Below are 26429 nucleotides of genomic sequence, written 5' to 3'. Positions count from 1 at the left end.
GCTCGGTTGCGAAAACCTTGCCGGGACCTTGCCGTCACCACAGCACCCGCGCAACGGCCGCCGACGGTGGATCAGCTGCGCACCGAGGTAGGACTCGATCGGCGCGGAGCCGAGGTGAACCGGGGAATGTAGCGGTACATCACCGCGGCTCCCGCCACCGAGACGACACCCAGCGCCGATACCGCGACACCGAGCGCGACAACGGTAGCCGCGGCGCCTGCGATCAGCGGGCCGAGGAACATGCCGAAATCGTGGGTGAGCCGCCAGGCCGCCCGGAATTCGGCACGGGTCGCCGGGGGTGCGATATCCGCGCCCAGGGTCATGATCACGCCGTTGCCGAAACCGTTGCCGATACCCATGACCACCGCGACGGCGCCGAGCGCCCAGATATTGTGCGACCACGGGAGTGCGAAATAGGACACCGCGATGATGAGCAGCGACGGCACGGCGATGAACCGCCTGCCGTAGCGGTCCATCAACTGTCCCGCCGGGTACGAGCACAGCAGATCGCAGGCGGCTCCGATACCGAACACCAGGGACGCGGACGCGGCCTCGAGACCGAGGTGATCGGCCCACAGGGGTAGGGCCGCCTCACGGGCCGCCCGCGCCGCACCCATCAGCAGCGACCCGGTACCGAGCGTCGCGAGCAACCGTCGATGCCGGCGCAGAATCGTGGCCAGGGAAACCCCGCCGGCCGGTGCGTCGCCGGCGCGCGGCGGGTCCGGGACGCGGGACATCAGATAGCCGGAGACCACGACACCGATCAGTTGCACCGCGAACCCGCCGCGCGTACCTACTCCGAGGATCACGAGGGCTCCCGCGAACGGGCCGATCAGGAAACCCAGCCGCCACATCAACGCGAAGGCCGCCATGGCGCGGGCCCGCATCTCCACCGGCACCACCTCGGCGAGATAGCTCTGCCGGGCCAAACCCCATACCGCGTTCGACACCCCGGTCAGCAGGGCGCCGAGCGCCAGCACCGCCGGTGTCCACGCCAGCAGCGAGAGCAGCACACCGAACGTGCCGATCATCGATCCGGCGATGATCGAGCGCCGCTCGCCGAACCGGGCCACCACCCGCCCGGCGGGCATATCGCCCAGTACCGCACCCAACCCGACCAGCGCCACGATAACGCCCGCCACTCCGACGGATGCGCCGAGATCGCGGGCAGTCAGGGCGATCACCGGGGAGCCGGCGCCCTGACCGATACCGAACACCGCGGAGGGGACGAAAACCGTGGGCAGCAGCGGCCGCAGGGTTGTCCAGGTCGTCATGTGATCGCGATTCCGGCTTCGCTATCCGATCAGCCGACCGAGCCGGTCGCCGCCAGTTCGACGAGCGTGCCGTTGAACGCACCGCCCATATCGGTCGCGCCGGTGGCCGCGGATCGGATGTCCTGCGGTCCGCCGGTGGCAATGGCGGCCGATTCGAGCGCGGCCTTGTCGAAATATTCCAGCGCTGCGGCGAGTTCGGAGTACGACACCTGGCCGGCCCAGCCCTGATACCGGATAACCGTATCCCTGTCCGGCGTCGTGTGTGCCTCCGCGGAATTGCGGCGGGCCGACCCCGTCGAGACGGGCGCGAGCATCGAGATGGGCACTGCCGGCACACGAGTACGCATGGCGTGATGATGTCCGGGGGCTCCCGGGCGAGCGAGGGTTTAACCGGTGCCGATTCCAAACGTTGTCGCTGCCTGCCGGGCGGTGCCACCCTGTGAGTCGTCGAGATGGGCCGGCCCGGCCCGGTATCTCCCGGGGGCCGTCGCTCACGCCGTTAGGGGTTTCGAATGACCGATCTGATCGAACTGGACACCGATGTTCTCGTGGTCGGCGGCGGTCCGGCCGCGACCTGGGCTGCCTTGCGCGCCGCCCGTATCGGCGCCGATGTCGTCCTGGCCGACAAAGGTTACTGCGGTACCAGCGGCGCCACCGCCTCCGCCGGAACCGGTGTCTGGTACGTCCGGCCGGACCCGATCGAACGGGAGGCCGCGATCGCGAGCCGGGAAAGCCTCGGCGGCTATCTCGCGGACCGCCGCTGGGCGGTCCGGGTCTTGGACGAAACATACGACCGGCTCAACGAATTGGCGGAGGACGCCCGGTTCCCGTTCCCGGTGGGTCCCGACGGCCGGCAGTTGCGCAATGGCTTGCAGGGGCCGGAGTACATGCGGCGGATGCGGATCCTGGTGCGGCGGGCCGGAGTACGGATCCTCGATCACTCACCCGTCACCGAACTACTGGTCGATGCGGCGGGCGGGGTCGCGGGGGCCGTGGGATACCGGCGGCAGGCCGGCGAGAACTACCGTGTCCGTGCCGGGGCCGTGGTGCTGGCAACGGGTGGGTGCGCGTTCCAGTCGAAGGCGCTGGGTTGCGATGTGAACACCGGCGACGGGGCATTGTTCGCGGTCGAAGCCGGGGCGGAATTGTCCGGGATGGAATTCTCCAACGCCTACGGGATCGCGCCCGAGGGATCCTCGGTGACCAAAACGGCGTTCTACCAGTTCGCGACGTTCTACCGTTCCGACGGCAGTGTGCTCGACGGTGCGAGTGGCCGGCAGCGCACGCCCATCGCGGCGGAACTGCTACGCGACAAGGTGTTCTGCCGGTTGGACCGGGCGGACGAACCGGCCCGCGCGGCCATGCGCCGGGCCCAGCCGAATTTCTTCCTGACCTTCGACCGTCGCGGAATCGACCCGTTCACCGATAAATTCCCGATCACCCTGATCGCCGAAGGTACGGTGCGCGGAACCGGCGGGATCCGTCTCGTCGCCGACGATTGCGCGACCGGCGTGCCCGGCCTCTATGCCGCCGGCGACGCCGCGACCCGCGAACTGATCTGCGGCGGGTTCACCGGCGGCGGTAGTCATAATGCGGCGTGGGCGATCTCCTCGGGTAACTGGGCCGGCGCCGGCGCGGCACACTACGCGCGGGCACTCGGGAGCGGTGCGAACGGCCGGCCGGTGCGTGCCCTCGGCGATGCGGGCGCACGCCCCGGCGGCTCCCGGGTTTCCGGGGACCACCGCGGTGTTGTGGCCGCCGTCCAACACGAGGTACTCCCCTACGACAAGAACTATCTGCGCCGGGGCTCCGTGCTCACCGAATCTCTCGCCACCCTCGACGGGATCTGGGCGAACGTGCGCGAAACCCTCGGCGGGACAGGCGAACAACGCGTACGCACCAGGCAGGCAGCCGCGATGACCGCGCATGCCCGCTGGATGTACCACGCGGCGCTGACCCGCACCGAGTCACGTGGGATGGCCAAACGACTCGATTTCCCCGGCCAGGACCCGGAGCAGCACTATCGCCTGATCACCGCCGGGCTGGACAGTATCCGGGTCCGCCCGGAACAGGCGGTGGCGGCCGGGGTGGCGTCATGATCGAACTGGTTTCGGCGGGGCGGTGCATCGCATGCGATAAATGCATCGCGGTATGCCCGACGAACGTCTTCGATCGCGGCCCGGACGGTATCCCGGTGATCAGCAGGCACAGTGATTGCCAGACCTGTTTCCAATGCGAAGCGAACTGCCCGGCCGATGCACTGTTCGTGGCCCCCAGCACCGTCCCCGAGCCCGAGGGGTCGTACGCGGCCGACGAGGACGAACTGACCCGCCGTGGCCTGCTCGGCAGCTACCGCGCCCAGATCGGCTGGGGTAAGGGCCGCAAACCGGGAACCCTCGACGCTGTCGGACCCGCGCTGCAACCGAACGCCGCGCCACTCACGAGTTGAGGAACATCCATTGTGTGAGTCAGATCAATGGAGGTCGCATCGAATCCAAGCGCCTGACGCCTTCACTCTCGATCCGGGAAAGCACGGATCCGACCGTCGAAGATGCGGCCGCCTCGTGACGCCCGCCGGAACAATGAAGCCGGCTGGGCGACGCCGATGAGCGGATACTGTGCACCCGGCGCAACTGATCGAACACGATCTCCGTGGTCTGCATCCGGCGCGGGTACGCTCAGCCCGCTGAGCCGGGCCGCTCGGTGATCGCGATACCTACCGACCCTCCGGCGCCGCGCAGCAACTTATGCCCCCGAATCGCCAGTGTGCCGAGTATCCCGTACTTACGGGCGACGATATCCCGCGTCCGTTCGGTGCCGGCCGGGTCCAGAATCTCGGCGGCACCTGAATACACCTCTTCACCGACCGGGCGGCCCCGGTTGTCCGAGACCTGCACCGTCACCTCGGGCCGGCGCCGGATACGCTTGACCTTCCAGGACGTCGCATTGGTCCAAACCAGGAGCCGTTCCCCCTCCGGGGCCACCCACACCGGGGTGCCGACGGGTGAACCGTCCTTCTTGTAGGTAGTCAGCAGAACATACTTGGCATGCGCCAGCTGGTCCCAGCTCATTCCTCCACGGTAGATCCGGAACCGGTTCACGTCACGGTCCGCCGGTACCGGCGGGCTCGAAACTCGGCTGCGCGCGTCGCACAACACCGATACGGTGTCCGGCGAAACCGGCACCGCCGGGCCGGCGTGGACCGATACCCGGCGCCGCAGCAGGAAGGACGCCGTGAATACCGACGAAGATTTCGTGGCCCGTATCGCCGGCCGACTGGCTGCTCTCCCCGGCGTCGTCGCCGTCACGCTCGGTGGATCCCGGGCCCAGGGCACCCACGGCCCGGACAGCGACTGGGATTTCGCCCTCTACTATCGCGACCGGTTCGACCCGGCGACCTTGCGTGCGGTCGGCTGGAAGGGTGAAGTCACCGAACTCGGTGCCTGGGGCGGGGTGTTCAACGGCGGCGCCTGGCTGACAATCGAGGGCCGCGCCGTCGACGTGCACTACCGCGATCTCACGGTGATCGAACACGAACTCACCGAGGCCGAACAGGGACGGTTTCGCTGGGAACCACTCGCGTTCCATCTCGCCGGGATACCGGCCTACCTGGTGGTGGGCGAGCTCGCGGTGTCCCGGGTGCTACGCGGGGAATTGCCGCGTCCCGAGTTCCCGGCGGCCATGCGGGAGGCCGCACCGCCGATCTGGCGGCGCCAGGCCGATCTCACCCTGCGGTACGCGCGGTCTGCCCACGCACCGCGCGGGCGGGTCACCGAAACCGCCGGCGCCCTCGCCACCGCGGCGATGCAGACCGCGCACGCGATCCTGGCTGCCCGCGGGGAATGGGTGACCAATGAGAAACGCCTGCTGGAACGTGCCGGCCTGCGCGAGATCGATACGGTGATCACCCGGTTGTCCTCCGAACCCGCCGCGCTCACCGGGCAGATCGATGCGGCCCGGCAATTGTTCGAGGCCGCCGATGCGCGCGAGACCGGCGTCGCTCGATCTTGACGGCTGAGTCACGGTACGGTCTCGGCAAGATCGAGTATTACAGGTTCGGTACCAATGATCTCGCGGGTTGGGTACGGCACCGTATCGCCTCTAGGCTCGCGGAGGGCCGAGTGCGACTCGGCCCGTTCCGGCGCCCCGCCCGTGTGTAACGGTGCAGAACGCGGCGCCGAATGATACGAGACCCAGGAAAAAGGATGAGGATGAAAAAGACCGTTGTGACCGCTGCCGCGGTTGTCCTGCCCCTCGTCTTCGCCGCACCGGCATTCGCCGAACCCACCCCGGTGGAACCGGGACCACCCGCCGCGGCCCTCGCCGAACCGGCCGCCTCCGGACCGCTGGGCACCACCTTCCCGATTCGCACCGGCGGCGATATGGCGATAACGCTCCGGCCGGCCGACGCTGCTGTCGCGCCGCGCGCGGAGGGTCAGTCGGTGCTGGTCTACGAGGTGAGCGCCGAGCAGACGGCGGGTATGCCCTACTTCCTGCCGACCCTGGATCTCCGCATGGTGACGAAGAACGGCGATACGGTCTACCCGCTGACCGATGTGCCCGGTGAATACCCCGGCGGTTTCATCGAGCCGGGGCAACCGCGGCGCGGGCTGGTGGCCTTCGGGGTGACCGACCAGCAGGTGCCGGAGGAAATCGTCTTCGCCACCGACGACGCCTTCGTCCAGGGCGCCTGGACCGTCTGACGAGGGCCGGCCCGGTTACTCCAGTTCGCCCTCGGCCTCGAGGTACACCTGGCGTAGCCGGTCCAGGGTTTCCCGTTCCGGCTGCGCCCACATCTGCCGCTCGGCGGCTTCCAGGAGGCGTTCGGCGATACCGTGCAGGGCCCACGGGTTGGACTGCTCCATGAACTTGCGGTTCGTCTCGTCGAAGACATAGCTCTCGGCCAGCTTCTCGTACATCCAGTCGGCGATCACATCGGTGGTGGCGTCGTAGCCGAACAGATAATCCACCGTGGCCGCCATCTCGAAGGCGCCCTTGTAGCCGTGGCGTCGCATGGCCTCGAGCCAGCGGGGATTCACCACCCGGGCGCGGAAAACCCGGGTCGTCTCTTCCGACAGTGTCCGGGTGCGCACCGAATCCGGACGGGTGCTGTCACCGATGTAGGCCTCCGGGTTCTTACCGGTCAGCGCCCGCACCGTGGCGACCATCCCACCGTGGTACTGGAAATAGTCGTCGGAGTCGGCGATATCGTGTTCGCGGGTATCGGTGTTCTTCGCGGCCACCGCGATCCGGCGGTAGGCCGTGCGCATATCGTCGGCCGCGGGTGCGCCGTCGAGATCGCGGCCGTAGGCGTAACCACCCCAGGTTGTGTAGACCTGCGCGAGGTCGTCGTCGGTGCGCCAGCTCTTGGAATCGATCAGCTGGAGCAGGCCCGCCCCGTAGGTGCCGGGTTTCGATCCGAAGATGCGGGTGGTGGCCCGGCGTTCGTCACCGTGCTCGTCGAGCGCCGAAACAGTGTGGGCGCGAACATAATTCGAATCGGCCGGTTCGTCGAGCGCGGCGACCAGGCGGACGGCGTCGTCCAGCAGGGCCAGCACATGCGGGAAGGCATCGCGGAAGAAACCGCTGATCCGGACCGTGACATCGATACGCGGGCGGCCCAGTTCGGCGAGGTCGATCACCTCGAGCGAGGTGACGCGGCGGCTCGCCTCGTCCCATATCGGGCGCACCCCGAGCAGGGCCAGGACCTCGGCGATATCGTCGCCGGACGTGCGCATCGCGGAGGTCCCCCACACCGACAGACCCACCGAGCGCGGATATTCACCGTGATCGGCCAGATAGCGCTCCAGCAGCGAATCGGCCATGGCCCGCCCGGTTTCCCAGGCCAGCCGCGACGGCACCGCCTTCGGGTCCACCGAATAGAAGTTGCGGCCGGTGGGCAGCACATTGATCAGCCCGCGCAGCGGCGAACCGCTGGGCCCGGCCGGGATGAAACCACCGTTGAGGGCGTGCAGTACGCGATCGATCTCGACGGCGGTGCCGCGTAGCCGCGGCACCACCTCCTTCGCGGCGAACCGCAGCACGGCGGCCACAGCATCCCGGTCGCCGCCCGCGTCGCCGAACAGGTCGCCGGCGAACCGTTCGACGAGTCCGTCCACCGCGGCCGGTGCCCAGTCCGCGGCCTGCAGGGCCACCAGCAGTTCCCGGGCGCGCGCCTCCACGGCATCGACCCGTTCGCGGACTTCACTACCGGATTCACTGAGACCCAGCGCTTCCCGCAACCCGGGCACCGACATCTCGCCGCCCCACAGCTGCCGGGCCCGCAGCATGGCGAGAACCAGATCCACTTCGCTCGTCCCCGCCGGTGCGCGGCCCAGGATATGCAGGCCGTCGCGGATCTGCACATCCTTGATCTCGCACAGCCAGCCGTCGACGTGCAGCAGCATATCGTCGAACGACTCTTCGTCCGGGCGTTCGGCCAGGCCCAGGTCATGGTCCATTTTCGCCGCGCGCATCAAGGTCCAGATCTGCTGGCGGATCGCGGGCAGTTTCGCCGGGTCGAGTGCCGAGATATTGGCGTGCTCGTCCAGCAGTTGTTCGAGCCGGGAGATATCGCCGTAGCTCTCCGCCCGGGCCATCGGCGGGATCAGATGGTCCACCAGCGTCGCGTGGGCCCGCCGTTTTGCCTGGGTGCCCTCACCCGGATCGTTCACCAGGAAGGGGTAGATCAGCGGCAGGTCACCCAGGGCCGCGTCGGTACCGCAGGCGGCCGACATACCGAGTGTCTTACCCGGCAGCCACTCCAGATTCCCGTGTTTGCCGAGGTGCACCATCGCGTCGGCGCCGAAACCGCCCGATTCGGTCTCGGTGGCGAGCCAGCGGTAGGCGGCCAGATAGTGGTGGCTGGGCGGAAGGTCGGGGTCGTGATAGATGGCGACCGGATTCTCCCCGAATCCGCGCGGCGGCTGCACCATCAGCACGATATTGCCGAAACACAGTGCCGCGATGACGATTTCGCCGCGCGCATCGGCCGACCGGTCCACGTACAGTTCACCCGGAGGCGGCCCCCATGCCCCGACCACGGCCTCCCGCAAATCCGCGGGCAGCGTCTCGAACCATGCCGTGTAGACATCGGCACCGATCCGGATGGGGTTGCCCTCCAGCTGTTCGGCCGTCAGCCAATCGGGATCCTGACCGCCGGCGGCGATCAGCGCGTGCATCAGCGCGTCACCGTCGCCTTCATCGAGACCCGGCACAGCGCCGGGAGCGCCGAGATCGTATCCGGCGGCACGGAGTTCGCCGAGCAGCGCGATGGCACTCGCCGGGGTATCCAGGCCGACGGCGTTACCGATGCGGGCATGTTTGGTCGGATACGCCGACAACATGAGGGCCAGCCGTTTCCGGTCTGCGGGGATATAGCGCAGCCGTGCGTGCCGGACCGCGATCCCGGCGACCCGCGCGGCACGCTCCGGGTCGGGAACATAGGTCGACAGGCCGTCGGCGTCGAATTCCTTGAAGGAGAACGGCACCGTGATGATCCGCCCGTCGAATTCGGGCACCGCGACCTGGGTCGCCACATCCAGCGGGGACAGTCCGTCGTCGTTGGCCTCCCACTGGGCACGACCGCCGGTCAGGCACAGCCCCTGCAGTATCGGTACGTCGAGTTCGGCGAGAGCACCGATATCCCAGGCTTCGTCGTCGCCACCCGCCGACGCCGTGGCCGGTTTACTGCCGCCCGCGGCCAGAACGGTGACGACCAGCGCGTCGGCCTGCCGCAGGGTGTCGAGCAGTTCCGTTTCCGCCGTACGCAACGAGGCACAGTAGACCGGCAGCGGTACCGCGCCGGCCTCCTCGATCGCGGTGCACAGAGCGTCGATATAGCCGGTGTTGCCCGCCAGATGTTGTGCCCGGTAGTAGACGACACCGACAGTCGGCTTCCCGGCCACCGGATCCGGATACCGGGAGTCCCGGTCGAGCCGGCCCCAGTTGGGCAATTGCACCGGGGGTTCGAACCCGTGACCGGTCAGCAGCACCGTATCGGACAGGAAGTTGTGCAGCTGCCGGAGATTCGCCGGGCCACCGGCCGCCAGATAGTTGTGCGCGTCCGATGCCACCCCGACCGGCACCGTCGAACATTCCATCAGTTCGGCGTCGGGTGCCATCTCCCCGCCGACAGCCACCACGGGCACCCCGCTGTCGCGCACTGCCGCGAGACCGTCCTCCCAGGCCCGTTTCCCGCCGAGGATCCGCACGATCACCAACTCCGCGCCGTCGAGCAGGGCGGGCAGATCCTCGACCAGCAGCCGGGCCGGGTTGCCCCACCGGTAGTCGGCGCCGGAAGCGCGCGCGCTCAGCAGATCGGTGTCGGAGGTGGACAGCAACAGAATCACAAGGGTGACCTTCCTGGGGTGACGCGCCCGTCGGGGTTCTCGGTGCTCGCCGGAGAGGGTCTGGCTGTGTCAGTGGCGCGACCGCACCGGAGTTCCACCGGTTTCCTCGTCACCCGTCGAGCGCTCGCATGGTATCGCGGCGCCGGCGACGGGCCGCCACCACACCTGACGAAACCCATCAGCCGACCTGGGAATTACCGGTCGGCTGGTCCCCGTACTCTGGTCATGTCATGCCACGTACGAAAGCCGATTCCTGCCCCGGCGTCCTGCGGCTCCACGAAGCCGCCGACGGACCGCTGGCCCGGGTCCGGATACCCGGTGGGCGCCTCGCCCCTGAGCAGATGCAGTCGCTGGCAGAGGCCGCGCACCGGCTGGGCGACGGAAATATCGAGCTGACCTCACGGGGCAATATGCAATTGCGGCAGGTACGCGATGCCGCCGCGCTGGCCGATCTCCTCGGTGCGGCCGGACTGCTACCGAGCCGGACCCATGAGCGCGTCCGCAATATCATCGCGTCCCCGCTGACCGGACGCATCGGCCCCCACCCCGATATCCGCCCCCTGGTGTCCGCGCTCGATGCCCGCCTCCTGGACTCGCCGAGACTGGCCGGCCTCCCGGGGCGGGTACTGTTCACGGTCGACGACGGCCGGGGCGATGTGAGCGGCCTCCGCCCGGATATCGGGGTCCACGCACTGGACGACGATCGGTTCGCGCTGTTGCTCGCGGGCCGGGACAGCGGGGTCCGGATACCGGCCGCCGACGCGGTGGACGCGCTGGTGGCCGCCGCCCACGGTTTCCTCGAGCTCGGCACCGGTCAGTGGCGGTTGTACGAGGTCGAGGACGGTGTCGAACGCCTGACCGAGCTCCTGGGCCACTCCCCCGGCACCGAACGCCTGGAGATCGCCGATACGGTCGACCCGCCGATCGGCTGGCTTCCGCAGGACGACGGGCTGGTCGCGCTCGGTGCCGGCGTCCGCCTGGGCTCGCTGCCCGCCCGGACCGCCGAGTTCCTCGCCGCGATCGACCGCCCGGTCCTGATCACGCCGTGGCGCGGCCTGGTCGTCACCGATCTCGACGAATGGCCGGCCGAGCAGGTGGTCCGGGTACTGGCACCGATGGGCCTCATCTTCGACTCGTCCTCACCGTGGTTGAGGATCACCGCCTGCGCGGGACAACCGGGCTGTGCCAAATCTCATACCGACGTCCGCGCGGACGCGTCGGCCGCAGTCGAATCGGGCCGTACCACCGCGCCCGGCTCTCCCGCGGCCGGAGTCATCCCCCCGGAGAAGGTCGTCACCGGCGGTCGTCAGCACTGGTCGGGTTGCGACCGGCGCTGCGGACGACCGACCGGCCAGGTAACCGACGTTACGGCCACACCGGACGGTTACCGGGTCGCCGTACCCGGCAAATGAATCGGCGCACACGCACCGACGGGACGTTCCAGCCGGGCCCGCCCGCTGCGGTCCCTACAGACACCTCAGACCGGTGTAACCCGCGGCTTCCCCCGGCTACCCCATAAACAGGGCAATCGGCGGCCGGCCTGACGGTCAGGTCGTGCGCACCCGCTTGATACCCGCATAGGCGCGCGGCGCATAGCGCAATCGCTCCGGGAGCAGCGGCCATACAGTCCGAACCGTAGTCGCGAAGATCCCGAACAGCTTCTGGTCGAGCGGAGTCCAGCGCAGGTCGAGGATCTCCCGGGCGCGTTCGGGCATGAGTGCGTTGGCCAGCCACACATTGAAGGCCATGACCGGCCGCCAGATCACCGACCACACCGGCTCCGGGATACCGGGCATCGCCGGGATCCGGACGCTGCCGAGCCGCAGCGCGAAATCGGTGGTCGCGTTGGCTTCCAGGACTTCGTCGATGGTGCGGTTCCAGTACTCCTCGAACTCGGCGTAATTCGATACCAGAACCCGGTCGGACAGTCCGTACATCCGCCACCAGGTGACCCCTTCGGCGATCAACTGATCTTTCTCCGCGCCGGTGAGCGGGGTGCCGAAATGCTCATTGATGGCGATGGTGAGTTCGACGAAGGTGGCGTGGGTCCACCAGTACACATCCGGGTTCAGCGCGTGGTAGCGCTCGCCGCGGGAGTCGGTGCCCTTCAGCGGGCGGTGATAGTCCCGCACCCGGCCGGCCTGGGCTTCGGAGTCGGCGTCGTAGATCATGCCCTGAATCTGCGGGAGCGAACGGATCAGGCGATCCCAGGGATCGGCGAAGAAGTTCGAATGGTCCTGGAGGGCGGCCCCGACGGCGGGATGCATGTTCTGCAGGATCCCGGTCCGGCCGAGGAACAGCATGTTCCGGAAATCACCCGCATATTTCCAGGTCAGCGAGCCGGGTCCGATCGGCGCGCCTACCGGGGTGGATGTGACGGCGGTATGCGGAGCGCCCACGATCCGATCTCCTTGTCTGCAGAGTGAAAACTTGAGACGAATGCTAGTTCACCGTCTCACTCTCTCGTCCGATCGGGTGCGGAATAACGCCCTCCCGTTGGATCGGCCGCACGCCGCGACCAGACTGTCGTATCGTTGTCCGGACTGATGTCCATACAGATGTTCATGCGAGATCTGACCCGCCACCCGGCAATACGACGGACCCGGGGCGGGCTGAGGAAAGCGAGTACGCGATGAAGACCAAAGGCGCTCTCATCTGGGAATTCAACCAGCCGTGGCAGATCGAGGAGATCGAAATCGGCGATCCGCGCAAACACGAGGTCAAGGTGGCACTGGAAGCGGCGGGTATGTGCCATTCCGACCACCATCTGGTCACCGGCGGCATCCCGATGATGGGATTCCCGGTACTCGGCGGTCACGAGGGTGCGGGCAAGGTCATCGAGGTCGGTGAGGCCGTCGAGGATCTCGCCGTGGGTGATCATGTGGTGCTGTCGTTCATCCCGTCCTGCGGGAAGTGCCCCTCGTGTCAGGCCGGTTTGCGCAACCTCTGCGATCTGGGCGCACTACTGCTGGCCGGCACTTCGGTGACCGACGGCTCGTTCCGCATCCAGGCCCGCGGACAAGACGTCTACCCGATGGCACTGCTGGGCACCTTCTCCCCGTACATGGTGGTGCACGAGAGTTCGGTGGTGAAGATCGATCCGTCGATCCCGTTCGAGGTCGCCTGCCTCGTCGGTTGCGGTGTCACCACCGGATACGGGTCCGCGGTGCGCACCGCGGATATCCGGCCCGGGGAGGATGTCGCGATCATCGGCCTGGGCGGGGTCGGCATCTCGGCCCTGCAGGGCGCCGTCCACGCCGGCGCCCGCTACATCTTCGCGGTGGACCCGGTGCCGTGGAAACGCGAGCAGGCGTTGAAGTTCGGCGCGACCCACGCCTACGCGACCATCGAGGAGGCCACGGCCGCCTGCGCGGAGATCACCTGGGGCGGTATGGCCAAGAAGGTGATCGTCACCGTAGGTGAAGTCCACGGCGAGGACGTCGACAGCTGGATGGGCATCACCGCCAAGGCCGGCACCTGCGTACTCACCGCCATGGGCAACCTGACCCACAACCAGACGACACTGAACCTGTCCATGCTGTCGCTATTGCAGAAGAACCTGCAGGGCACCATTTTCGGCGGCGGCAACCCGCACTACGACATCCCGCATCTGTTGTCGATGTACCAGGTCGGCAAGCTGAACCTCGACGATATGGTCACCCGGCAGTACCGGCTCGAGGAGATCAACGACGGCTATCAGGACATGCTCGCCGGTCGCAATATTCGCGGAATCATCCGCTACACCGACGCCGACCGCTGAACCCGGCGGCGCGACAGGCACTGCGAGAAGGAGTTTGTGTGAGTTACCGGGTTATCCAGTGGGCCACCGGATCGGTGGGCCGGGCCGCGCTGGAATGCATCCTCGATCATCCGGACCTCGAACTGGCCGGCTGCTGGGTGCATTCACCGGACAAGCACGGACGTGACGCCGGGGAGTTCATCGGCCGTGACGCGCTCGGCGTCACGGCGACGAACAGTATCGACGAAATCCTCGCGATCCCGGCCGATGCCGTGGTCTACGCACCACTCCTGCCCCAGCCGGACGAGGTCGCGGCACTGCTGCGCTCCGGTAAGAACGTGGTGACGCCGGTCGGGTGGTTCTACCCGACCGGCGACCGGGCCGAGCCGGTCGAGCAGGCCTGCCATGCGGGCGGGACGACGCTGCACGGCACCGGTATCGATCCCGGCGGGGTCACCGAGGTCTTCCCGCTCATCCTGTCGGCGATGTCGTCGGCGGTCACCTATGTGCGAGGCGAGGAGTTCTCCGATATCCGCGGCTACGGCGCTCCCGATGTGGTCCGGCACATCATGCGGTTCGGCGCCGACCCCGCGGAGGCCGCCGCGGGGCCGATGCAGAAACTGCTCGACGGCGGGTTCCGCCAATCGGTCCGGATGATCGTCGACACTCTCGGTTTCACCGTGCCGCCGGAGATACGGACCGTGCACGAGATGGCGGTGGCGACCGCACCGATCGATTCACCGATCGGGACGATCGACCCCGGTCAGGTGGCCGCTCAGCGATTCCACTGGGAGGCGGTGGTCGGCGAGGAGGTCGTGGTGCGGATCGGTGTGAACTGGTTGATGGGTCAGCAGAACCTCGATCCCCCGTGGGATCTGGGCGCGGCGGGTGAACGCTTCGAGATCGAGATCGAGGGCGACCCCGGCACCTTTGTCACCATCAAGGGCTGGCAGTCCGAACCCGGTGATCCACCGGACCGGAAGAACCCGGGCATCGCCGCCACGGCCGCCCACTGTGTCAACGCGATTCCCTATGTATGCGCCGCCGAACCCGGGATCCGGACCTCGGTGGAACTGCCGATGGTCACGGGTCGCGCGCATCCGCGGCTGCTGAATGCGTCCCGACGCGCGGGAACCCAGGGTTGACGACAACAGCACCATGAACTGGTCTGACCACTTGACCTCTTACCGCAAGTCGGCCTAGAGTCGGCCGCATGGCCTTGAAACGGATCGCCCGGCGCTCGGTGCCCGACGAAATCTTCGATCAGCTCGTCGATGACGTCCTCACCGGCGAGCTGGTGCCCGGTTCGGCGCTGCCCGCGGAACGCCAGCTCGCCGAAGCACTCGGCGTTTCGCGACCCACAGTGCGGGAGGCCGTCCAGCGGCTCGCCCGCAGCGGCCTGGTGGATATCCGCCAGGGCGGCAGCACCACCGTCCGCGATCCGCGTCGCTACGGCGGCCTGGAACTGCTACCGCGGCTGATCTTCCAGGGCGGCGAGCTCGATCACGGCGTCGTCCGCAGCATCCTCGAAACCCGGGCCACGCTGGGCCGGGAGGTCGCCGTGCTCGCCGCCCGGCGCCGTGGCGCAGACCTCGATTCGGCACTCACGGCCGCGGTGGACGCGCTGGCCCGGCAACAAGATCCGCTGGGGCGGCAACGCGAAGCCCTCGCGTTCTGGGACCACCTCGTGGACGCGGCCGATTCGATCGTGTACCGCCTGCTGTTCAACCAGTTGCGCGGCATCTACGAACCCGCGATGGCCGCATTGGCCGGTGTGATGGATACCGAGGTCGGGCAGCCCGATCACTATCGCGCGCTCGCCGCAGCCGTCACCGCGGGTGATACCGATACCGCCCGCACCCGCGCCGAGGCACTGCTGTCGGCGACCACGGAGGAATTCGACGATCTGCTGATCCGTCTGGAGCGGAGCACACCGTGAACCTGTCCGAATCACTACGCACCCGCCGCTCCCGGAACTCCGAGATCGACCGTCTCGCCCACCGCCGCCTGGCGGCCGACGACGCGCACGCCCGGCGCAAACAACTCTCACTGCCGCAGGTTCTCCGAGGTTTCGTGCACGCGCCGTCACCGTGGATCATCCTCGGGCTGCTGGCCGGCGCCCTGGCCGGCCGAATATTCGTGGGCGACTGGCAGATCACCGACGCACTGATCCCGGCGCTGATGGTGGCCGCGTTCCCGTTCGTCGAATGGGTCATCCACGTATGCGTCCTGCACTGGCGGCCGCGCACCCTCGGCCGGTGGCGGATCGATTCCCTGCTGGCACGCAAACACCGCGAGCACCACGCCGACCCGAGACTCCCCCAGCTCGTCTTCATCCCGTGGCAGACATTCCTGTGGCTGTTGCCCGCACTACTGGCGATCGCGTTCCTGGCATTCGGGCGTCCCGGCCTCGCCCTGACCTTCCTGACGAGCGTGGGCGCGCTCGGCCTGATCTACGAGTGGACCCACTACCTGGTCCACACCGATTACCAGCCGCGCGGTGCCGTATTGCGCACGGTCCGGCGCAACCACCGGTTGCATCATTTCAAGAACGAGCACTACTGGTTCGCGGTCACCACCGCGGGTACCGCGGACCGGCTGCTCGGCACCTACCCCGATCCCGCGCGGACCCCCAACTCCGCCACTGCGAAAGCTCTGCACGAACCTCACGCGGCGTAGGCATCACGCCCGGCGCAGCGCCAGGACCGGGATAGTGCGGATACCGCGGGTTTTCTCCTCGTACTCGGCGAAGCCCGGATACCGGCCGGCCTGTTCGGCGTAGATCCGGTCCCGCTCGGCGCCGGTCACCTCCGAGACGGAGACCGGGTAGGTCTCTGTCCCGCGCTCTACGGTCGCCGCACCTGCGGTGACCAGGTTGTAGTACCAGTCAGGATTCGTGGGCGCTCCCGCCTTACTGGCGAAAACGTAGATCAGGTCGCCGGGCTTCTGCTCATCGGGCATGTACATCGTCGGCGTCACCGCCTCGCGACCCGTTTTCCGGCCGCGATGGTGCAGCAGCAGCATCGGGGCGCCCTCGAACGGTCCACCGACCCGGCCCTCGTTCTCCCGGAACTCGGTGATGATCTGGGTATTCCAGTCGTCTGCCATACCCGGATTATGCAGTGATCCAGTCCGGGAGACCGGTTCCGCAGGGCGTGTGGCGGCAGCGGATTTCAGTTCAGGCACAGCGGCGCGATATCGGACCGCCCACCGGAGGTCGGGGAGCTCAGATACATGCACGGGCTCTGACCCGCCGCGGTGATCGCCGCACGGACCTGATCCCAGGTGGGGGCGTCGAGCGCGACGTCACGCGCCAGAACGAAGCCCGACAACCTGCTGGGGTCGGTCACGAGCGCCCAGGAGTAGTCGGGGGCAAGTGCGGTGACGATGTAGTTCGTCGGACCGTCGAGTGTGTCCTGGCCCGGCACGCCGGGGAAGCTCACGTGCAACTGAGCCCGGGTGACGGGATCGTTGACCTTCGCGGTGCCGCGTATCTCGTTGCGGCCGCCGGACCAGGTCGCGCACTGGTTGTAGACGCCGACGTTCCCCTGGGGATCCAGGGTGTACTCGGCCCGGGTATCACGAGCGCACTCCAGGTTGAACGGTTGCGGAACGGCGGCGAGCTGGTTCCAGGTGCCGAGATAGCGATCGAGATCGAGGGCCGGTACGGGGGCCGGGCCGGTCGGCGCGGCACCGGCCCCACCCGCGGCGAGAGCACCGAAGGTGGTGAGGGCGGCGACGAGGCCGAGCACTCGGCGAGCTGCTCGATGGAGGGTCACGGTTACTCCTCATTGATCGGTGATAGGTGACTACTATCATTGCATAGATGCATAATCGATGCGGACACACTTCACCACATACAGGAGGGTCTGATGGCGAGGACACCAAGCGCGCGACCGATCGGCGCGACAAAGGCGAACCGGTGAGCGCTCACAACAGGGACGCGATGAGCACGGCGCTCCCGATCCGGCCCGGGAGCAAACACCGAAGGCGCGGCCCCCGCCGGGGCCGGGAGCCGCGCCGGGCAGAATAAGACGATGCCCGCCGGCCCCCTCCCCACCGACCACACGGCCGGGTACACCGTCCGCGCGGTCGCCGACCGGCTCGGCATTCCCACGGCGACATTGCGGAGCTGGAACCAGCGCTACGGTATCGGTCCGTCCGGCCATCGGCCCGGAACCCACCGGCTGTACACCGAGACCGATATCGCCCAGCTGCGTCGGATGCTCGACTTGGTCCGCGACGGCGCCACACCGGCCGGCGCCGCGGCGGTGGTGCGTGCTCCCGCCGCGGCCCCCGGCGATCGCGACACACTGCTGGCCGCGGCATTCCGGCTCGACTACCCCTCGGTGACAGCACAATTGGACGCCCACCTCCACACCTATGGCGTGGTGGGCACCTGGGATGACCTCTGCCGCCCCGCCTTCGGCGAGATCGTCGCCCGGCAGGAGAGCGGCGAAGGCTGCATCGATGTCGAACATCTCCTGTCCTGGTGCATCACCGCGGCACTCCACCGGGCCCAGCCGCCGAACCGGCTGCCCACCCGGCCGATCGTGCTGGCCTGCACCGGAGGCGAAACCCATGCGCTGCCACTGGAGGTCCTGCGCGCGGCACTGACCGAGCGCGGTGTGGGCGCCCGCATGCTCGGCGCCGATGTCCCCACGGCCGCGCTCGCCGATACGCTCGCCCGGCTGCCCCGTGCCGCCGACCTGATGCTCTGGTCGCAACACGAATCCACGGCACTGACCTCGAGTGTGCGGACCGGCGCCGAGGCCGGGGCGCGAGTTTTCGTCGGCGGCCCCGGATGGGACGCCGCGATCCTGCCGCCGGGGGCACGACATCTGACGAGCCTCGCGGACGCCCTCACACACCTCGGCTGAGAACCGGTCCGCCCGGCTGCCGGCGGCCGCTGGGCACCGCCCCATATTCACGAATTTCCGACGCCGGTCGCAATCGATCACGAAACGATGCATACTCGATGCAGATGGCGGCCGCCGGTCGCCGATCGGAGGAACACGATGATCGATCAGGACGTACCCGATCGCACCGGGAGACAGATCGCGGTCGTGGGCAGCGGGGTCGCCGGGCTCACCGCCGCCTGGGTGCTCTCCGGCTCGGCCCGGGTGACCCTCTACGAGGCCGACCCCCGGCTGGGCGGTCACGCCGATACCCACCGTGTCCGGGTTCGCGACGACCACACGATCGGGGTCGACACCGGCTTCATCGTGCACAACGACCGGACCTACCCCACGCTGCTGCGGCTCTTCGCCGACCTCGGCGTCACCACGCAGGACACCGATATGAGCATGTCGGTTCGCTGCGACGGGTGCGGTCTGGAATACGCGGGAGCGACCGGGATCGGCGGATTGTTCCCGCGCGCCGGATCACTGGTCCGCGGCCGGTACCTGCGTCTGCTCGCCGAGGTACCGCGCTTCCACCGGCTCGCTCGCGCGGAACTCGCCGGCGACCCCGCCGAGGCACTCACCCTCGGCGAATTCTGCGGCCGGGCGCGATTCCCCGGCTACTTCGTCAGCCACTTCCTGGCACCACTCGTCTCCGCGGTGTGGTCGTGCGACCCACGGACCGCCCTGCGCTACCCGGCGCGCTATCTGTTCACCTTCCTGGAACACCACGGCATGCTCACTCTCTTCGACTCGCCCACCTGGCGCACGGTCCGCGGCGGATCGGCCGCCTACGTACGCGCCGTCGCCGATCGACTCGCCACGGTGCTGACCGCCACACCTGTCCGAGCTGTGCACCGCCTCCGGGAGGGGGTTGCGATCCGCGATGCGGCCGACGAAGTGCGGACCTTCGACGCGGCGGTGATAGCCACGCATCCCGATCAGGCGTTGCGAATGCTGGCCGAACCCACCGCGGCCGAAGAGCGACTGCTGGCCGCGATGCCCTATTCGATCAACCACGCCGTGCTGCACACCGACACCTCGGTGCTACCGCGCGCCGTCCGAGCCCGCGCCTCGTGGAACTACCGCCTGCCCGGTTGCGAGACGACGCCCGACCGAGTGCTCGTGAGCTACGACCTCACCCGCCTGCATCGCGTTGACGAACCCGCTGCCCCGAGGTTCCTGGTCACTCTCGGCGACCACGACAGGGTCGGCCCGGACGCGGTAGTGGACCGCATGGTCTACGAACACCCCCGGTACACACCGGAATCGGTGGCCGCGCAGCGTCGTCTCGGCGAACTCGGCTGCCGGCGTATCGCATTCGCCGGCGCCTATCACGGCTGGGGCTTCCACGAGGACGGCGCGCTGTCCGGTCTCCGCGCCGCCGAAAAGCTCGGCGCCCACTGGCCCGACCGCATCCTGCGACCCCTGCCCGCGTCATGACCGCACAGCTCGTCCACACCACCATCGACCACCGGCGCCACACTCCGGTCCGGCACGGTTTCCGGTACCGCAGTTACAGCTGGCTGGTCGACCTCGACGATCCCGCTCCGCCGCAGCACCACTGGTTACGACCGCTCACGCAGATCCGGGCCGCCGATCATCTCGGCGATCCCGATCGCAGTCTGCGCGAGAACCTCGACGAGTACCTGGCCGAACACGGGATCGACCTGGGTACCGGGCCGATCCTGATGCTCACCAACGCGCGGGTCTTCGGCTTCGTTTTCAACCCGCTCACTCTGTACTGGTGCCGTGACCACACCGGCGCCCCGGTCTGCGTCGTCGCCGAAGTGCACAACACCTATCGGGAGCGATACCGATATCTGCTGCGCACCGACGGCGACGGGCGGGCCCGCGCCGGCAAGCAGTTCTATGTTTCGCCGTTCGACACTGTCGACGGCGAGTACCGGATGCGCCTGCCCGAACCCCGTGAGCGGCTGGATCTGTCCATCACTCTGTGCCGCGACGAACCGGTCTTGACCGCGTCGGTCACCGGCATCTGCCGCCCCGCGACCACACGCGCCGTTCTGCGTGCCGCACTCGTGATGCCGCTGGCCCCGCTCGCGGTCGCGGTACGTATCCGGGTCCAGGGTCTGCGGCTCTGGCTGCGAGGCCTGCCGATCGTCCCCCGCCCCCTACCACCGAGCGAGGAGCCGTCGCGGTGACCACCCAATTGTCCACTCACATCCCATCGACCGCTATCGGCGTCGACCCTGTCCCGACCGGCCTGCGGACTGCCGTCGCCGCGACCGTCGCCGACAGCCTCTTCCGCAGGGCGGTACGCCGGTTGCCACTGCGGGTCGAATACCCGGGCGGTGTGGTACTCGGTCGCGATCCGGACGACACTGCCGCTCCGCTGATGACGTTGCACCGTCCCGCTGATTTCGCCGCCCGGCTCGGCACGGGGGGCCTGATCGGTTTCGGCGAGTCCTATATGGCCGGGGACTGGTCCGCACCGGACCCCGCCACCGTGCTGACAGTGCTGGCGGCCGATATCGAGAATCTGGTCCCGGTCACACTGCAGCGATTCCGCCGGTTCTACGTCGCGAAACGTCCCGGTACCGAACGCAACACCCGGACCGGCACCCGCGCCAACATCGCCCGGCATTACGACCTGTCCAACGCGTTCTTCACCCTGTTCCTCGACGAGACCCTGACCTATTCGAGCGCACTCTTCTCCACGACCACCCCGCCGCCCCGGTGGCCGGATCTGGCCGGCGCCCAGCATCGCAAAATGGACCGGATACTCGATGCGGCGCGGGTGGGGCCCGGCACCAGAATGCTCGAGATCGGCACCGGATGGGGCGCCCTCGCGCTCCGCGCGGCCGAACGCGGCGCGACGGTGCGCTCGGTGACGCTGTCGACCGAACAACACCGTCTCGCTCGCGAACGTATCGCCACGGCGGGAGCAGAGGATCGCGTCCAGGTCGATCTGCTCGATTACCGGCAGCTAGAGGGCGAATACGACGCGATCGTATCGGTCGAAATGCTGGAAGCTGTCGGATACGCATATCTGGATATCTACTTTCGTACCCTCCAGCGGCTCCTCGCACCGCACGGGAGAGCCGCTCTGCAGGTGATCACCATGCCGCATCACCGCATGCTCGCCACCCGCGACACCTACACCTGGATCCAGAAATACATCTTCCCCGGCGGGTTTCTGCCCTCCATGCGCCTGATCGCCGAGACCGTCGGTGACCACACCGACCTCCGGTTGACCGAGGGATTCTCGATGCGCGAGCACTACGCGCACACTCTCCGGCTGTGGCTGGAGCAGTTCACCCGCAACACCGGACAAGCCGCCGGACCCGGGCTGGACCCGGTTTTCCGGCGGATGTGGGAGCTGTACCTCGCGTACGCCGAGGCCGGATTTCGCAGCGGATACCTGGATGTCGAACAGTTCGTACTCACCCGAGGAGACGAGGAATGATCCGCACGCTCGACGCGCTACTCGACCGGACGATCGTCCCCGGCTATACCCGCGCCGGCTACCACCTGCGCAAAATCTGCTGGACCCGCGAGGATCCCGCCGAGGACGCACTCCGCGGCCGGACGGCTCTGGTGACCGGCGCCGGCTCGGGGATCGGTGCAGCGACGGCGGCCCGGCTCGCGGCGCTCGGGGCGTCCACCGTTCTCGCGGTCCGCGATCTCGGCCGCGGCGAGCGAGCCCGCCGCGAGATCCTCGACGCCGTACCGGGCGCCGAGGTCCACCTGGTGCGGTGCGATGTGGCGGAACCGGACAGTATCGACGCCTGCGCCGGCGCCCTCGGCGACGACTTCGGAACCCTGGACATCCTGGTGCACAATGCCGGTGTGCTTCCGGGCGAGCGCGCCGAGAATTCCCGCGGGCACGAACTCACGCTGGCCACCCATGTTCTCGGCCCGCTCCGGCTCACCGCCCGGCTCGTCCCGCTGCTCGCCGGCTCCGGTGACGCCCGCGTGGTTTTCGTCGCGTCGGGCGGTATGTACGCGCAGCCGCTCCCCGTCGGGGACCCGGAGTATCGCCGGGGCGAGTACCGCGGCGCCACCGCCTACGCGCGGAGCAAACGGATCCAGGTCGCGATGACACCGCTGCTGGACCAGCGACTGGCCGACCAGCGGATCAGCGTGCAGAGCATGCACCCCGGGTGGGTCCGCACCCCGGGCCTCATCTCCGCGCTCCCCCGCTTCGGCAATGCGATACGGCCCGCACTGCGCACCGCCGAACAGGGCGCCGATACCACCGTCTGGCTCACGGCCACCACTCCGGCCCCGATATCAGGGCATTTCTGGCACGACCGGCGTATCCGGCGGGAACACTATCTGCCCTATACCCGCTACCCCGAGGAAGAACTCCTGTCGCTCTGGCATTACTGCCTCGGCGCGGCCGGTGTGCGAGCGGCCTGACCGCCGCTCCGGCGGCCGGCCGGGTTCCAGGGCAGGCGGCGCACCCGGACCGGCCCCGGTCACCGGGCCCCGCATAAGGTGTTGCGCATGTCCGACATACGCACCGGCTATCTCACCGAACCGGGCGAGATCTACCGCCGATCGTTCTCGATCATCCGTGCCGAAGCCGAGCTCGACCGGTTCCCGGCGGATATCGCGCAGGTGGTGGTGCGGATGATCCACGGCTGCGGCCAGGTCGATCTGGCGGGCGATGTGGCGTTCACGCCGGGTGTCGTCGCGGCCGCACGGCAAGCGCTCCGGGACGGAGCACCCATTCTGTGTGACGCGAACATGGTGGCGTCGGGAGTCACGCGCACCCGGCTGCCCGCCGATAACGAGGTTCTGTGCCTGCTCCGGGATCCACGGGTACCCGATCTGGCTGCCCGGCTCGGGACGACCCGTTCGGCGGCGGCGCTGGAATTGTGGCGGGACCGGCTCGACGGAGCGGTGGTGGCCATCGGAAACGCACCGACCGCCCTGTTCCACCTACTGGATATGGTCGCGGCCGGTGCACCGGCACCGGCGGCGATACTCGGAATCCCGGTCGGGTTCGTGGGTGCCGCCGAATCGAAGGATGCGCTGGCCGAAACCGCGGGCCTGGAATACCTCACGGTGCGGGGACGACGGGGCGGCAGCGCGATCACCGCCTCGGCATTGAACGCGATCGCGAGCGAGAAGGAATGACGGTGGGTACCGGGAAACTGTGGGGTGTCGGGCTGGGGCCGGGAGATCCGGAGCTCGTGACGGTGAAGGCAGCGCGGATCATCGCCGAAGCCGATGTGATCGCGTTCCACAGCGCCCGGCACGGGCGCAGCATCTCACGGGGGATCGCCGAACCTTATATGCGGCCGGGACAGCTCGAGGAACATCTGATCTATCCGGTCACCACCGAAACCACCGACCATCCCGGCGGATATCAGGGCGCGATCGACGAGTTCTACACAGCTGCCGCCGAACGGCTGGCCGCGCATCTCGCGGCAGGTCGTTCGGTGGCGCTGCTGGCCGCCGGTGACCCGCTGTTCTACAGCTCCTATATGCATATGCACCGGCGCCTCGCCGACCGGTTCGAGGCGGAGATCATCCCCGGTATCACCTCGGTGAGCGCGGCGACCGCGGCACTGGGCACCCCGCTGGTCGAGGGTGAACAGGTGCTGACGGTACTGCCCGGCACGATGCCCGCCGACGAGCTCACCCGCCGCCTCGCCGGCAGTGACGCCGCGGCGATCATGAAACTCGGACGCACCTATCCGGCCGTACGCAAGGCGCTCGCCGATTCCGGCCGTCTCGACCGCGCCTATTACGTGGAGCGGGCCAGTAGCGAACGGCAGCGGGTCCTGCCCGCCGGAGAGGTGGACGAATCGCAGGTCCCCTATTTCGCGATCACCATCGTGCCGGGGCCCGAACCGACCACCGCGCTGCCCGGTGGAAGGCGCTCCGCGGCAAACACATTCGACGGCAGCGCGGTGGAAGGATCCGGATCCGCGGAGAACGCCGACGGCACGCCGGACGCGCCGCCGGCCGCGACGTCAGACCCCGGCCGGACCGGCGCACCGGATATCCGCGCGGCCGCCGCGCAGACGGCAGCCACCGCGTCGGGGGAGCCATCGAACGACGAGGCGGGCGAAGTGGTCGTCGTCGGACTCGGACCGGGCGATTCCGCATGGACCACCCCCGAGGTCACCGCGGCACTCGCCGCCGCGACCGATCTCGTCGGCTACACCACGTATATCGACCGGGTACCGGTCCGGGCCGGACAGCGCCGCCACGCCAGCGATAACCGGGTGGAATCCGAACGCGCCGCCATGGCCCTCGATCTCGCCCGGCGCGGCGGCAAAGTGGTTGTGGTTTCCTCCGGCGACCCCGGGGTTTTCGCGATGGCGGCCGCGGTACTGGAGGAATCCGCCGAACCGCAGTGGGCGGGGGTCCCGGTACGGGTGCTGCCCGGTGTGACGGCGGCGAACGCGGTCGCCAGCCGTGCGGGCGCCCCGCTGGGTCACGACTACGCGATGATCTCGCTGTCCGACCGCCTCAAACCGTGGGAAGTGGTAGCGCGACGGCTGGCGGCGGTCGCCGCCGCCGATATGGCGATCGCGATCTACAATCCGGCTTCCAGCCAGCGCACCTGGCAGGTCGGGGCGATGAAGGACATCCTGCTCGAACACCGCGCACCGGATACCCCGGTTGTTCTCGGCCGCGACGTCGGCGGGCCGGCCGAATCGGTGCGGGTGGTGACGCTCGGCGATCTGGAACCCGCCGAAGTGGATATGCGCACATTGTTGATCATCGGTGCCTCGACCACCGCGGTGGTCGAGGCGGCCGGCGCACCCCGGGTGTTCACCTCACGGCGCTATCACGCCCACTGACAGGATCCGATAGCATTCCACTATGGAATAACGTCGGTGAAAGGGACACGTGGTGAACGGCAAACGCACACGGCCGCTGAACTCCACGGCCGCCTCACTGCTGGGTTTTCTGCACGAGGGGCCGATGTCGGGCTGGGATCTGGTGAACATGGCCCAGGAGCGGATCGGCGATTTCTGGACCATCACGCAGAGCCAGGTCTATCGGGAACTGGCCACCATGAATAGCGCGGGCCTGGTCGTCAAGGGCGAGTCCGGCGCCCGCGACCGCACCCCGTATCGGATCACCGACGCGGGTCGCGCCGAATTCGCCGAATGGATCGCCCGCGATCCGAGCGCGGAGACCATCCGGTTCCCGCTGCTGCTCACCCTGAATTTCGGCGGTCATCTCGACCGCGCGCATCTGGCCGCGATCATCGAAAACAGCCGCAAGGTCCACCAGGAACGCCTGGACCGGTACCGCGCCGAGGACTCCGGGGCGATGTCACCGCATGCGCGGGCGACCCTGGAATTCGGGATCGGTTACGAACGCGCGGTCCTCGAGTGGTTCGACCGGCTGCCCGAACTACTCGCCACCTGAGATCGGTCTCGACATCCGGGACGCGATATCCGGCTATCCGGACTCCGGCGGCCCGATATGTCGCGGCGCAACATATTCCAGAATCCGCTCATGCGCTGCGGCCACGGTGGCCACCTCGATGAGCCCGGGCGGCACGGGCGGCCGGTCGACCAGCACCACCGGTACTCCCGCACTCCGGGCTGCGGCGAGCTTCGCCGCGGTGGCGTCACCACCACTGTCCTTGGTGACCAGCACCTCGATCCGGTGCCGGTCCAACAGTGCGGTTTCCGCGGCTACCGTGAACGGCCCCCTGGCGAGGAGGATTTCGTGCCGCGGCGGCAGCGCGGATTCGGGGGGGTCGATTGCGCGGATCAGATACCAAGGCCGGGTGTACCCGGCGAATACGCCGACACCCTGCCGGCCGATGGTGAGCAGAATGCGCTCGCCGAGTTCCGCGGATGTCTGCGCGGCAGTGGCCATATCGGGTACCCGGATCCAGTTGTCGCCGGGTTCGGCGGTCCAGCCGGGACGATTCAACCGGATCACGGGCAGGCCCAGGGCCGCACCGGCCCGCGCGGCGTGGGCGGTCATGGTCGCGGCGAAGGGGTGGGTGGCATCGATGACCAGCTCTATCCGGTTGCCGGCCAGCCATTCCCGCAGACCGTCGGCACCACCGAATCCGCCGATCCGCACCGTCCCGCCCGGGCGGACCGGATCGGCGACGCGGCCGGCGAGCGAGGACACGACCTCGAGTCCTCGCTCGCCGGACAGTACGTGGGCGAGTTCCCGGGCCTCCCCGGTCCCGCCCAGCAGCAGGATT

Annotated in this window: 25 protein-coding genes; 17 read left to right on the top strand and 8 right to left on the bottom strand. The window is 68.4% G+C overall.

All coding sequences use genetic code 11. The features are described from left to right. Window positions 1-71: 71 nt before the first annotated feature. Both ABZ827_RS02095 and ABZ827_RS02090 read right to left on the bottom strand, forming a co-directional pair. A complete protein-coding gene (locus ABZ827_RS02095; protein WP_357231520.1) occupies window positions 72-1274 on the bottom strand; it encodes an MFS transporter in 1203 nt (400 codons plus the stop codon). Between the two features lie 29 nt (window positions 1275-1303). Further along, the gene (locus ABZ827_RS02090; RefSeq protein ID WP_357231517.1) at window positions 1304-1621 is read right to left on the bottom strand and encodes a hypothetical protein; all 318 of its coding nucleotides are present in this window, start codon (window positions 1619-1621) and stop codon (window positions 1304-1306) included. 165 nt (window positions 1622-1786) lie between these two features. On the opposite strand from ABZ827_RS02090, the gene ABZ827_RS02085 reads away from it, so the two are divergent. Both ABZ827_RS02085 and ABZ827_RS02080 read left to right on the top strand, forming a co-directional pair. Beyond that, window positions 1787-3373, top strand: a complete 1587-nt coding sequence (locus ABZ827_RS02085; protein ID WP_357231514.1) for an FAD-binding protein — start codon at window positions 1787-1789, stop codon at window positions 3371-3373. Further along, window positions 3370-3723, top strand: a complete 354-nt coding sequence (locus tag ABZ827_RS02080) for a ferredoxin family protein (RefSeq protein WP_357231511.1) — start codon at window positions 3370-3372, stop codon at window positions 3721-3723. The genes ABZ827_RS02085 and ABZ827_RS02080 overlap by 4 nt, the downstream gene beginning before the upstream one ends. Window positions 3724-3952: 229 nt before the next feature. Here the strand turns inward: ABZ827_RS02080 and ABZ827_RS02075 are convergent, their stop codons facing one another. After that, complete coding sequence (locus tag ABZ827_RS02075) at window positions 3953-4345, bottom strand: PPOX class F420-dependent oxidoreductase (protein ID WP_357231508.1); 393 nt, start codon at window positions 4343-4345, stop codon at window positions 3953-3955. 163 nt (window positions 4346-4508) lie between these two features. Between ABZ827_RS02075 and ABZ827_RS02070 the strand changes: the two genes are divergently transcribed. Continuing rightward, on the top strand, window positions 4509-5285 hold the full coding sequence (locus tag ABZ827_RS02070; protein ID WP_357231505.1) for a nucleotidyltransferase domain-containing protein: 777 nt from the start codon (window positions 4509-4511) through the stop codon (window positions 5283-5285). A gap of 200 nt (window positions 5286-5485) precedes the next feature. Then, on the top strand, window positions 5486-5977 hold the full coding sequence (locus ABZ827_RS02065) for a hypothetical protein (protein ID WP_357231502.1): 492 nt from the start codon (window positions 5486-5488) through the stop codon (window positions 5975-5977). Between the two features lie 15 nt (window positions 5978-5992). On the opposite strand, the gene cobN is transcribed toward ABZ827_RS02065, so the two are convergent. Continuing rightward, entirely contained in the window at window positions 5993-9625 is a 3633-nt protein-coding gene (cobN, locus tag ABZ827_RS02060) for a cobaltochelatase subunit CobN (RefSeq protein ID WP_357231499.1), read from the bottom strand. 230 nt (window positions 9626-9855) lie between these two features. Between cobN and cobG the strand changes: the two genes are divergently transcribed. Further along, window positions 9856-11037, top strand: coding sequence for a precorrin-3B synthase (gene cobG, locus ABZ827_RS02055; RefSeq protein WP_357231496.1), 1182 nt, complete (start codon window positions 9856-9858; stop codon window positions 11035-11037). 135 nt (window positions 11038-11172) lie between these two features. Here the strand turns inward: cobG and ABZ827_RS02050 are convergent, their stop codons facing one another. Then, on the bottom strand, window positions 11173-12024 hold the full coding sequence (locus tag ABZ827_RS02050; protein WP_357231493.1) for an oxygenase MpaB family protein: 852 nt from the start codon (window positions 12022-12024) through the stop codon (window positions 11173-11175). Window positions 12025-12257: 233 nt separating this feature from the next. On the opposite strand from ABZ827_RS02050, the gene ABZ827_RS02045 reads away from it, so the two are divergent. The 4 genes from ABZ827_RS02045 (at window position 12258) to ABZ827_RS02030 (ending at window position 16043) form a co-directional block, all read left to right on the top strand. Next, complete coding sequence (locus ABZ827_RS02045; protein WP_357231490.1) at window positions 12258-13385, top strand: NDMA-dependent alcohol dehydrogenase; 1128 nt, start codon at window positions 12258-12260, stop codon at window positions 13383-13385. A gap of 38 nt (window positions 13386-13423) precedes the next feature. Beyond that, window positions 13424-14509 carry a dihydrodipicolinate reductase gene (locus ABZ827_RS02040; RefSeq protein WP_357231487.1) on the top strand — a complete coding sequence of 362 codons (1086 nt, stop codon included), beginning with the start codon at window positions 13424-13426 and terminating at the stop codon, window positions 14507-14509. 68 nt (window positions 14510-14577) lie between these two features. Further along, a complete protein-coding gene (locus tag ABZ827_RS02035; protein WP_357231484.1) occupies window positions 14578-15303 on the top strand; it encodes a GntR family transcriptional regulator in 726 nt (241 codons plus the stop codon). Window positions 15304-15413: 110 nt separating this feature from the next. Next, complete coding sequence (locus ABZ827_RS02030) at window positions 15414-16043, top strand: sterol desaturase family protein (protein ID WP_357234375.1); 630 nt, start codon at window positions 15414-15416, stop codon at window positions 16041-16043. A gap of 3 nt (window positions 16044-16046) precedes the next feature. Here the strand turns inward: ABZ827_RS02030 and ABZ827_RS02025 are convergent, their stop codons facing one another. Together ABZ827_RS02025 and ABZ827_RS02020 are read right to left on the bottom strand one after the other, a co-directional pair. After that, window positions 16047-16472, bottom strand: a complete 426-nt coding sequence (locus tag ABZ827_RS02025; protein WP_357231481.1) for a nitroreductase family deazaflavin-dependent oxidoreductase — start codon at window positions 16470-16472, stop codon at window positions 16047-16049. Between the two features lie 65 nt (window positions 16473-16537). Further along, entirely contained in the window at window positions 16538-17143 is a 606-nt protein-coding gene (locus ABZ827_RS02020) for a lipocalin family protein (protein ID WP_357231478.1), read from the bottom strand. Between the two features lie 258 nt (window positions 17144-17401). On the opposite strand from ABZ827_RS02020, the gene ABZ827_RS02015 reads away from it, so the two are divergent. The 8 genes from ABZ827_RS02015 (at window position 17402) to ABZ827_RS01980 (ending at window position 25630) form a co-directional block, all read left to right on the top strand. Continuing rightward, window positions 17402-18244 carry a MerR family transcriptional regulator gene (locus ABZ827_RS02015; RefSeq protein WP_357231476.1) on the top strand — a complete coding sequence of 281 codons (843 nt, stop codon included), beginning with the start codon at window positions 17402-17404 and terminating at the stop codon, window positions 18242-18244. A gap of 138 nt (window positions 18245-18382) precedes the next feature. After that, on the top strand, window positions 18383-19708 hold the full coding sequence (locus ABZ827_RS02010; protein WP_357231473.1) for an FAD-dependent oxidoreductase: 1326 nt from the start codon (window positions 18383-18385) through the stop codon (window positions 19706-19708). Further along, entirely contained in the window at window positions 19705-20430 is a 726-nt protein-coding gene (locus ABZ827_RS02005; RefSeq protein WP_357231470.1) for a DUF1365 domain-containing protein, read from the top strand. The genes ABZ827_RS02010 and ABZ827_RS02005 overlap by 4 nt, the downstream gene beginning before the upstream one ends. Then, window positions 20427-21695: a cyclopropane-fatty-acyl-phospholipid synthase family protein gene (locus ABZ827_RS02000; RefSeq protein WP_357231467.1), complete on the top strand. Its 1269-nt coding sequence runs from the start codon at window positions 20427-20429 to the stop codon at window positions 21693-21695. The genes ABZ827_RS02005 and ABZ827_RS02000 overlap by 4 nt, the downstream gene beginning before the upstream one ends. Further along, window positions 21692-22651: an SDR family NAD(P)-dependent oxidoreductase gene (locus tag ABZ827_RS01995; RefSeq protein ID WP_357231464.1), complete on the top strand. Its 960-nt coding sequence runs from the start codon at window positions 21692-21694 to the stop codon at window positions 22649-22651. Before ABZ827_RS02000 ends, ABZ827_RS01995 begins: the two co-directional genes overlap by 4 nt. A gap of 87 nt (window positions 22652-22738) precedes the next feature. Further along, window positions 22739-23374 (top strand): precorrin-8X methylmutase, encoded by a 636-nt coding sequence (locus ABZ827_RS01990; protein ID WP_357231461.1) that lies wholly within the window; start codon window positions 22739-22741, stop codon window positions 23372-23374. Then, window positions 23371-25053 carry a precorrin-2 C(20)-methyltransferase gene (locus ABZ827_RS01985; protein WP_357231458.1) on the top strand — a complete coding sequence of 561 codons (1683 nt, stop codon included), beginning with the start codon at window positions 23371-23373 and terminating at the stop codon, window positions 25051-25053. Before ABZ827_RS01990 ends, ABZ827_RS01985 begins: the two co-directional genes overlap by 4 nt. Window positions 25054-25105: 52 nt before the next feature. After that, the gene (locus ABZ827_RS01980; RefSeq protein ID WP_357231455.1) at window positions 25106-25630 is read left to right on the top strand and encodes a PadR family transcriptional regulator; all 525 of its coding nucleotides are present in this window, start codon (window positions 25106-25108) and stop codon (window positions 25628-25630) included. 33 nt (window positions 25631-25663) lie between these two features. On the opposite strand, the gene ABZ827_RS01975 is transcribed toward ABZ827_RS01980, so the two are convergent. Further along, on the bottom strand, window positions 25664-26419 hold the full coding sequence (locus ABZ827_RS01975; RefSeq protein WP_357234372.1) for a cobalt-precorrin-6A reductase: 756 nt from the start codon (window positions 26417-26419) through the stop codon (window positions 25664-25666). Window positions 26420-26429: the final 10 nt, after the last annotated feature.

It is taken from the genome of Nocardia sp. NPDC019395 (genome assembly GCF_040632335.1).
In the GTDB taxonomy this organism is placed as follows: Bacteria; Actinomycetota; Actinomycetes; order Mycobacteriales; family Mycobacteriaceae; genus Nocardia.
The sequence above is the reverse complement of the archived record's forward strand: the minus strand, read 5'-3'. Positions and strand labels throughout refer to the sequence as shown.

What these genes read in the sequence shown, in the direction of transcription:
- ABZ827_RS02095 (WP_357231520.1), bottom strand. Translation starts at nt 1,274, where the DNA reads ATGACGACCTGGACAACCCTGCGGCCGCTGCTGCCCACGGTTTTCGTC.
- ABZ827_RS02090 (WP_357231517.1), bottom strand. Translation starts at nt 1,621, where the DNA reads ATGCGTACTCGTGTGCCGGCAGTGCCCATCTCGATGCTCGCGCCCGTC.
- ABZ827_RS02085 (WP_357231514.1), top strand. Translation starts at nt 1,787, where the DNA reads ATGACCGATCTGATCGAACTGGACACCGATGTTCTCGTGGTCGGCGGC.
- ABZ827_RS02080 (WP_357231511.1), top strand. Translation starts at nt 3,370, where the DNA reads ATGATCGAACTGGTTTCGGCGGGGCGGTGCATCGCATGCGATAAATGC.
- ABZ827_RS02075 (WP_357231508.1), bottom strand. Translation starts at nt 4,345, where the DNA reads ATGAGCTGGGACCAGCTGGCGCATGCCAAGTATGTTCTGCTGACTACC.
- ABZ827_RS02065 (WP_357231502.1), top strand. Translation starts at nt 5,486, where the DNA reads ATGAAAAAGACCGTTGTGACCGCTGCCGCGGTTGTCCTGCCCCTCGTC.
- cobG (WP_357231496.1), top strand. Translation starts at nt 9,856, where the DNA reads ATGCCACGTACGAAAGCCGATTCCTGCCCCGGCGTCCTGCGGCTCCAC.
- ABZ827_RS02045 (WP_357231490.1), top strand. Translation starts at nt 12,258, where the DNA reads ATGAAGACCAAAGGCGCTCTCATCTGGGAATTCAACCAGCCGTGGCAG.
- ABZ827_RS02035 (WP_357231484.1), top strand. Translation starts at nt 14,578, where the DNA reads ATGGCCTTGAAACGGATCGCCCGGCGCTCGGTGCCCGACGAAATCTTC.
- ABZ827_RS02025 (WP_357231481.1), bottom strand. Translation starts at nt 16,472, where the DNA reads ATGGCAGACGACTGGAATACCCAGATCATCACCGAGTTCCGGGAGAAC.
- ABZ827_RS02015 (WP_357231476.1), top strand. Translation starts at nt 17,402, where the DNA reads ATGCCCGCCGGCCCCCTCCCCACCGACCACACGGCCGGGTACACCGTC.
- ABZ827_RS02010 (WP_357231473.1), top strand. Translation starts at nt 18,383, where the DNA reads ATGATCGATCAGGACGTACCCGATCGCACCGGGAGACAGATCGCGGTC.
- ABZ827_RS02005 (WP_357231470.1), top strand. Translation starts at nt 19,705, where the DNA reads ATGACCGCACAGCTCGTCCACACCACCATCGACCACCGGCGCCACACT.
- ABZ827_RS01995 (WP_357231464.1), top strand. Translation starts at nt 21,692, where the DNA reads ATGATCCGCACGCTCGACGCGCTACTCGACCGGACGATCGTCCCCGGC.
- ABZ827_RS01990 (WP_357231461.1), top strand. Translation starts at nt 22,739, where the DNA reads ATGTCCGACATACGCACCGGCTATCTCACCGAACCGGGCGAGATCTAC.
- ABZ827_RS01985 (WP_357231458.1), top strand. Translation starts at nt 23,371, where the DNA reads ATGACGGTGGGTACCGGGAAACTGTGGGGTGTCGGGCTGGGGCCGGGA.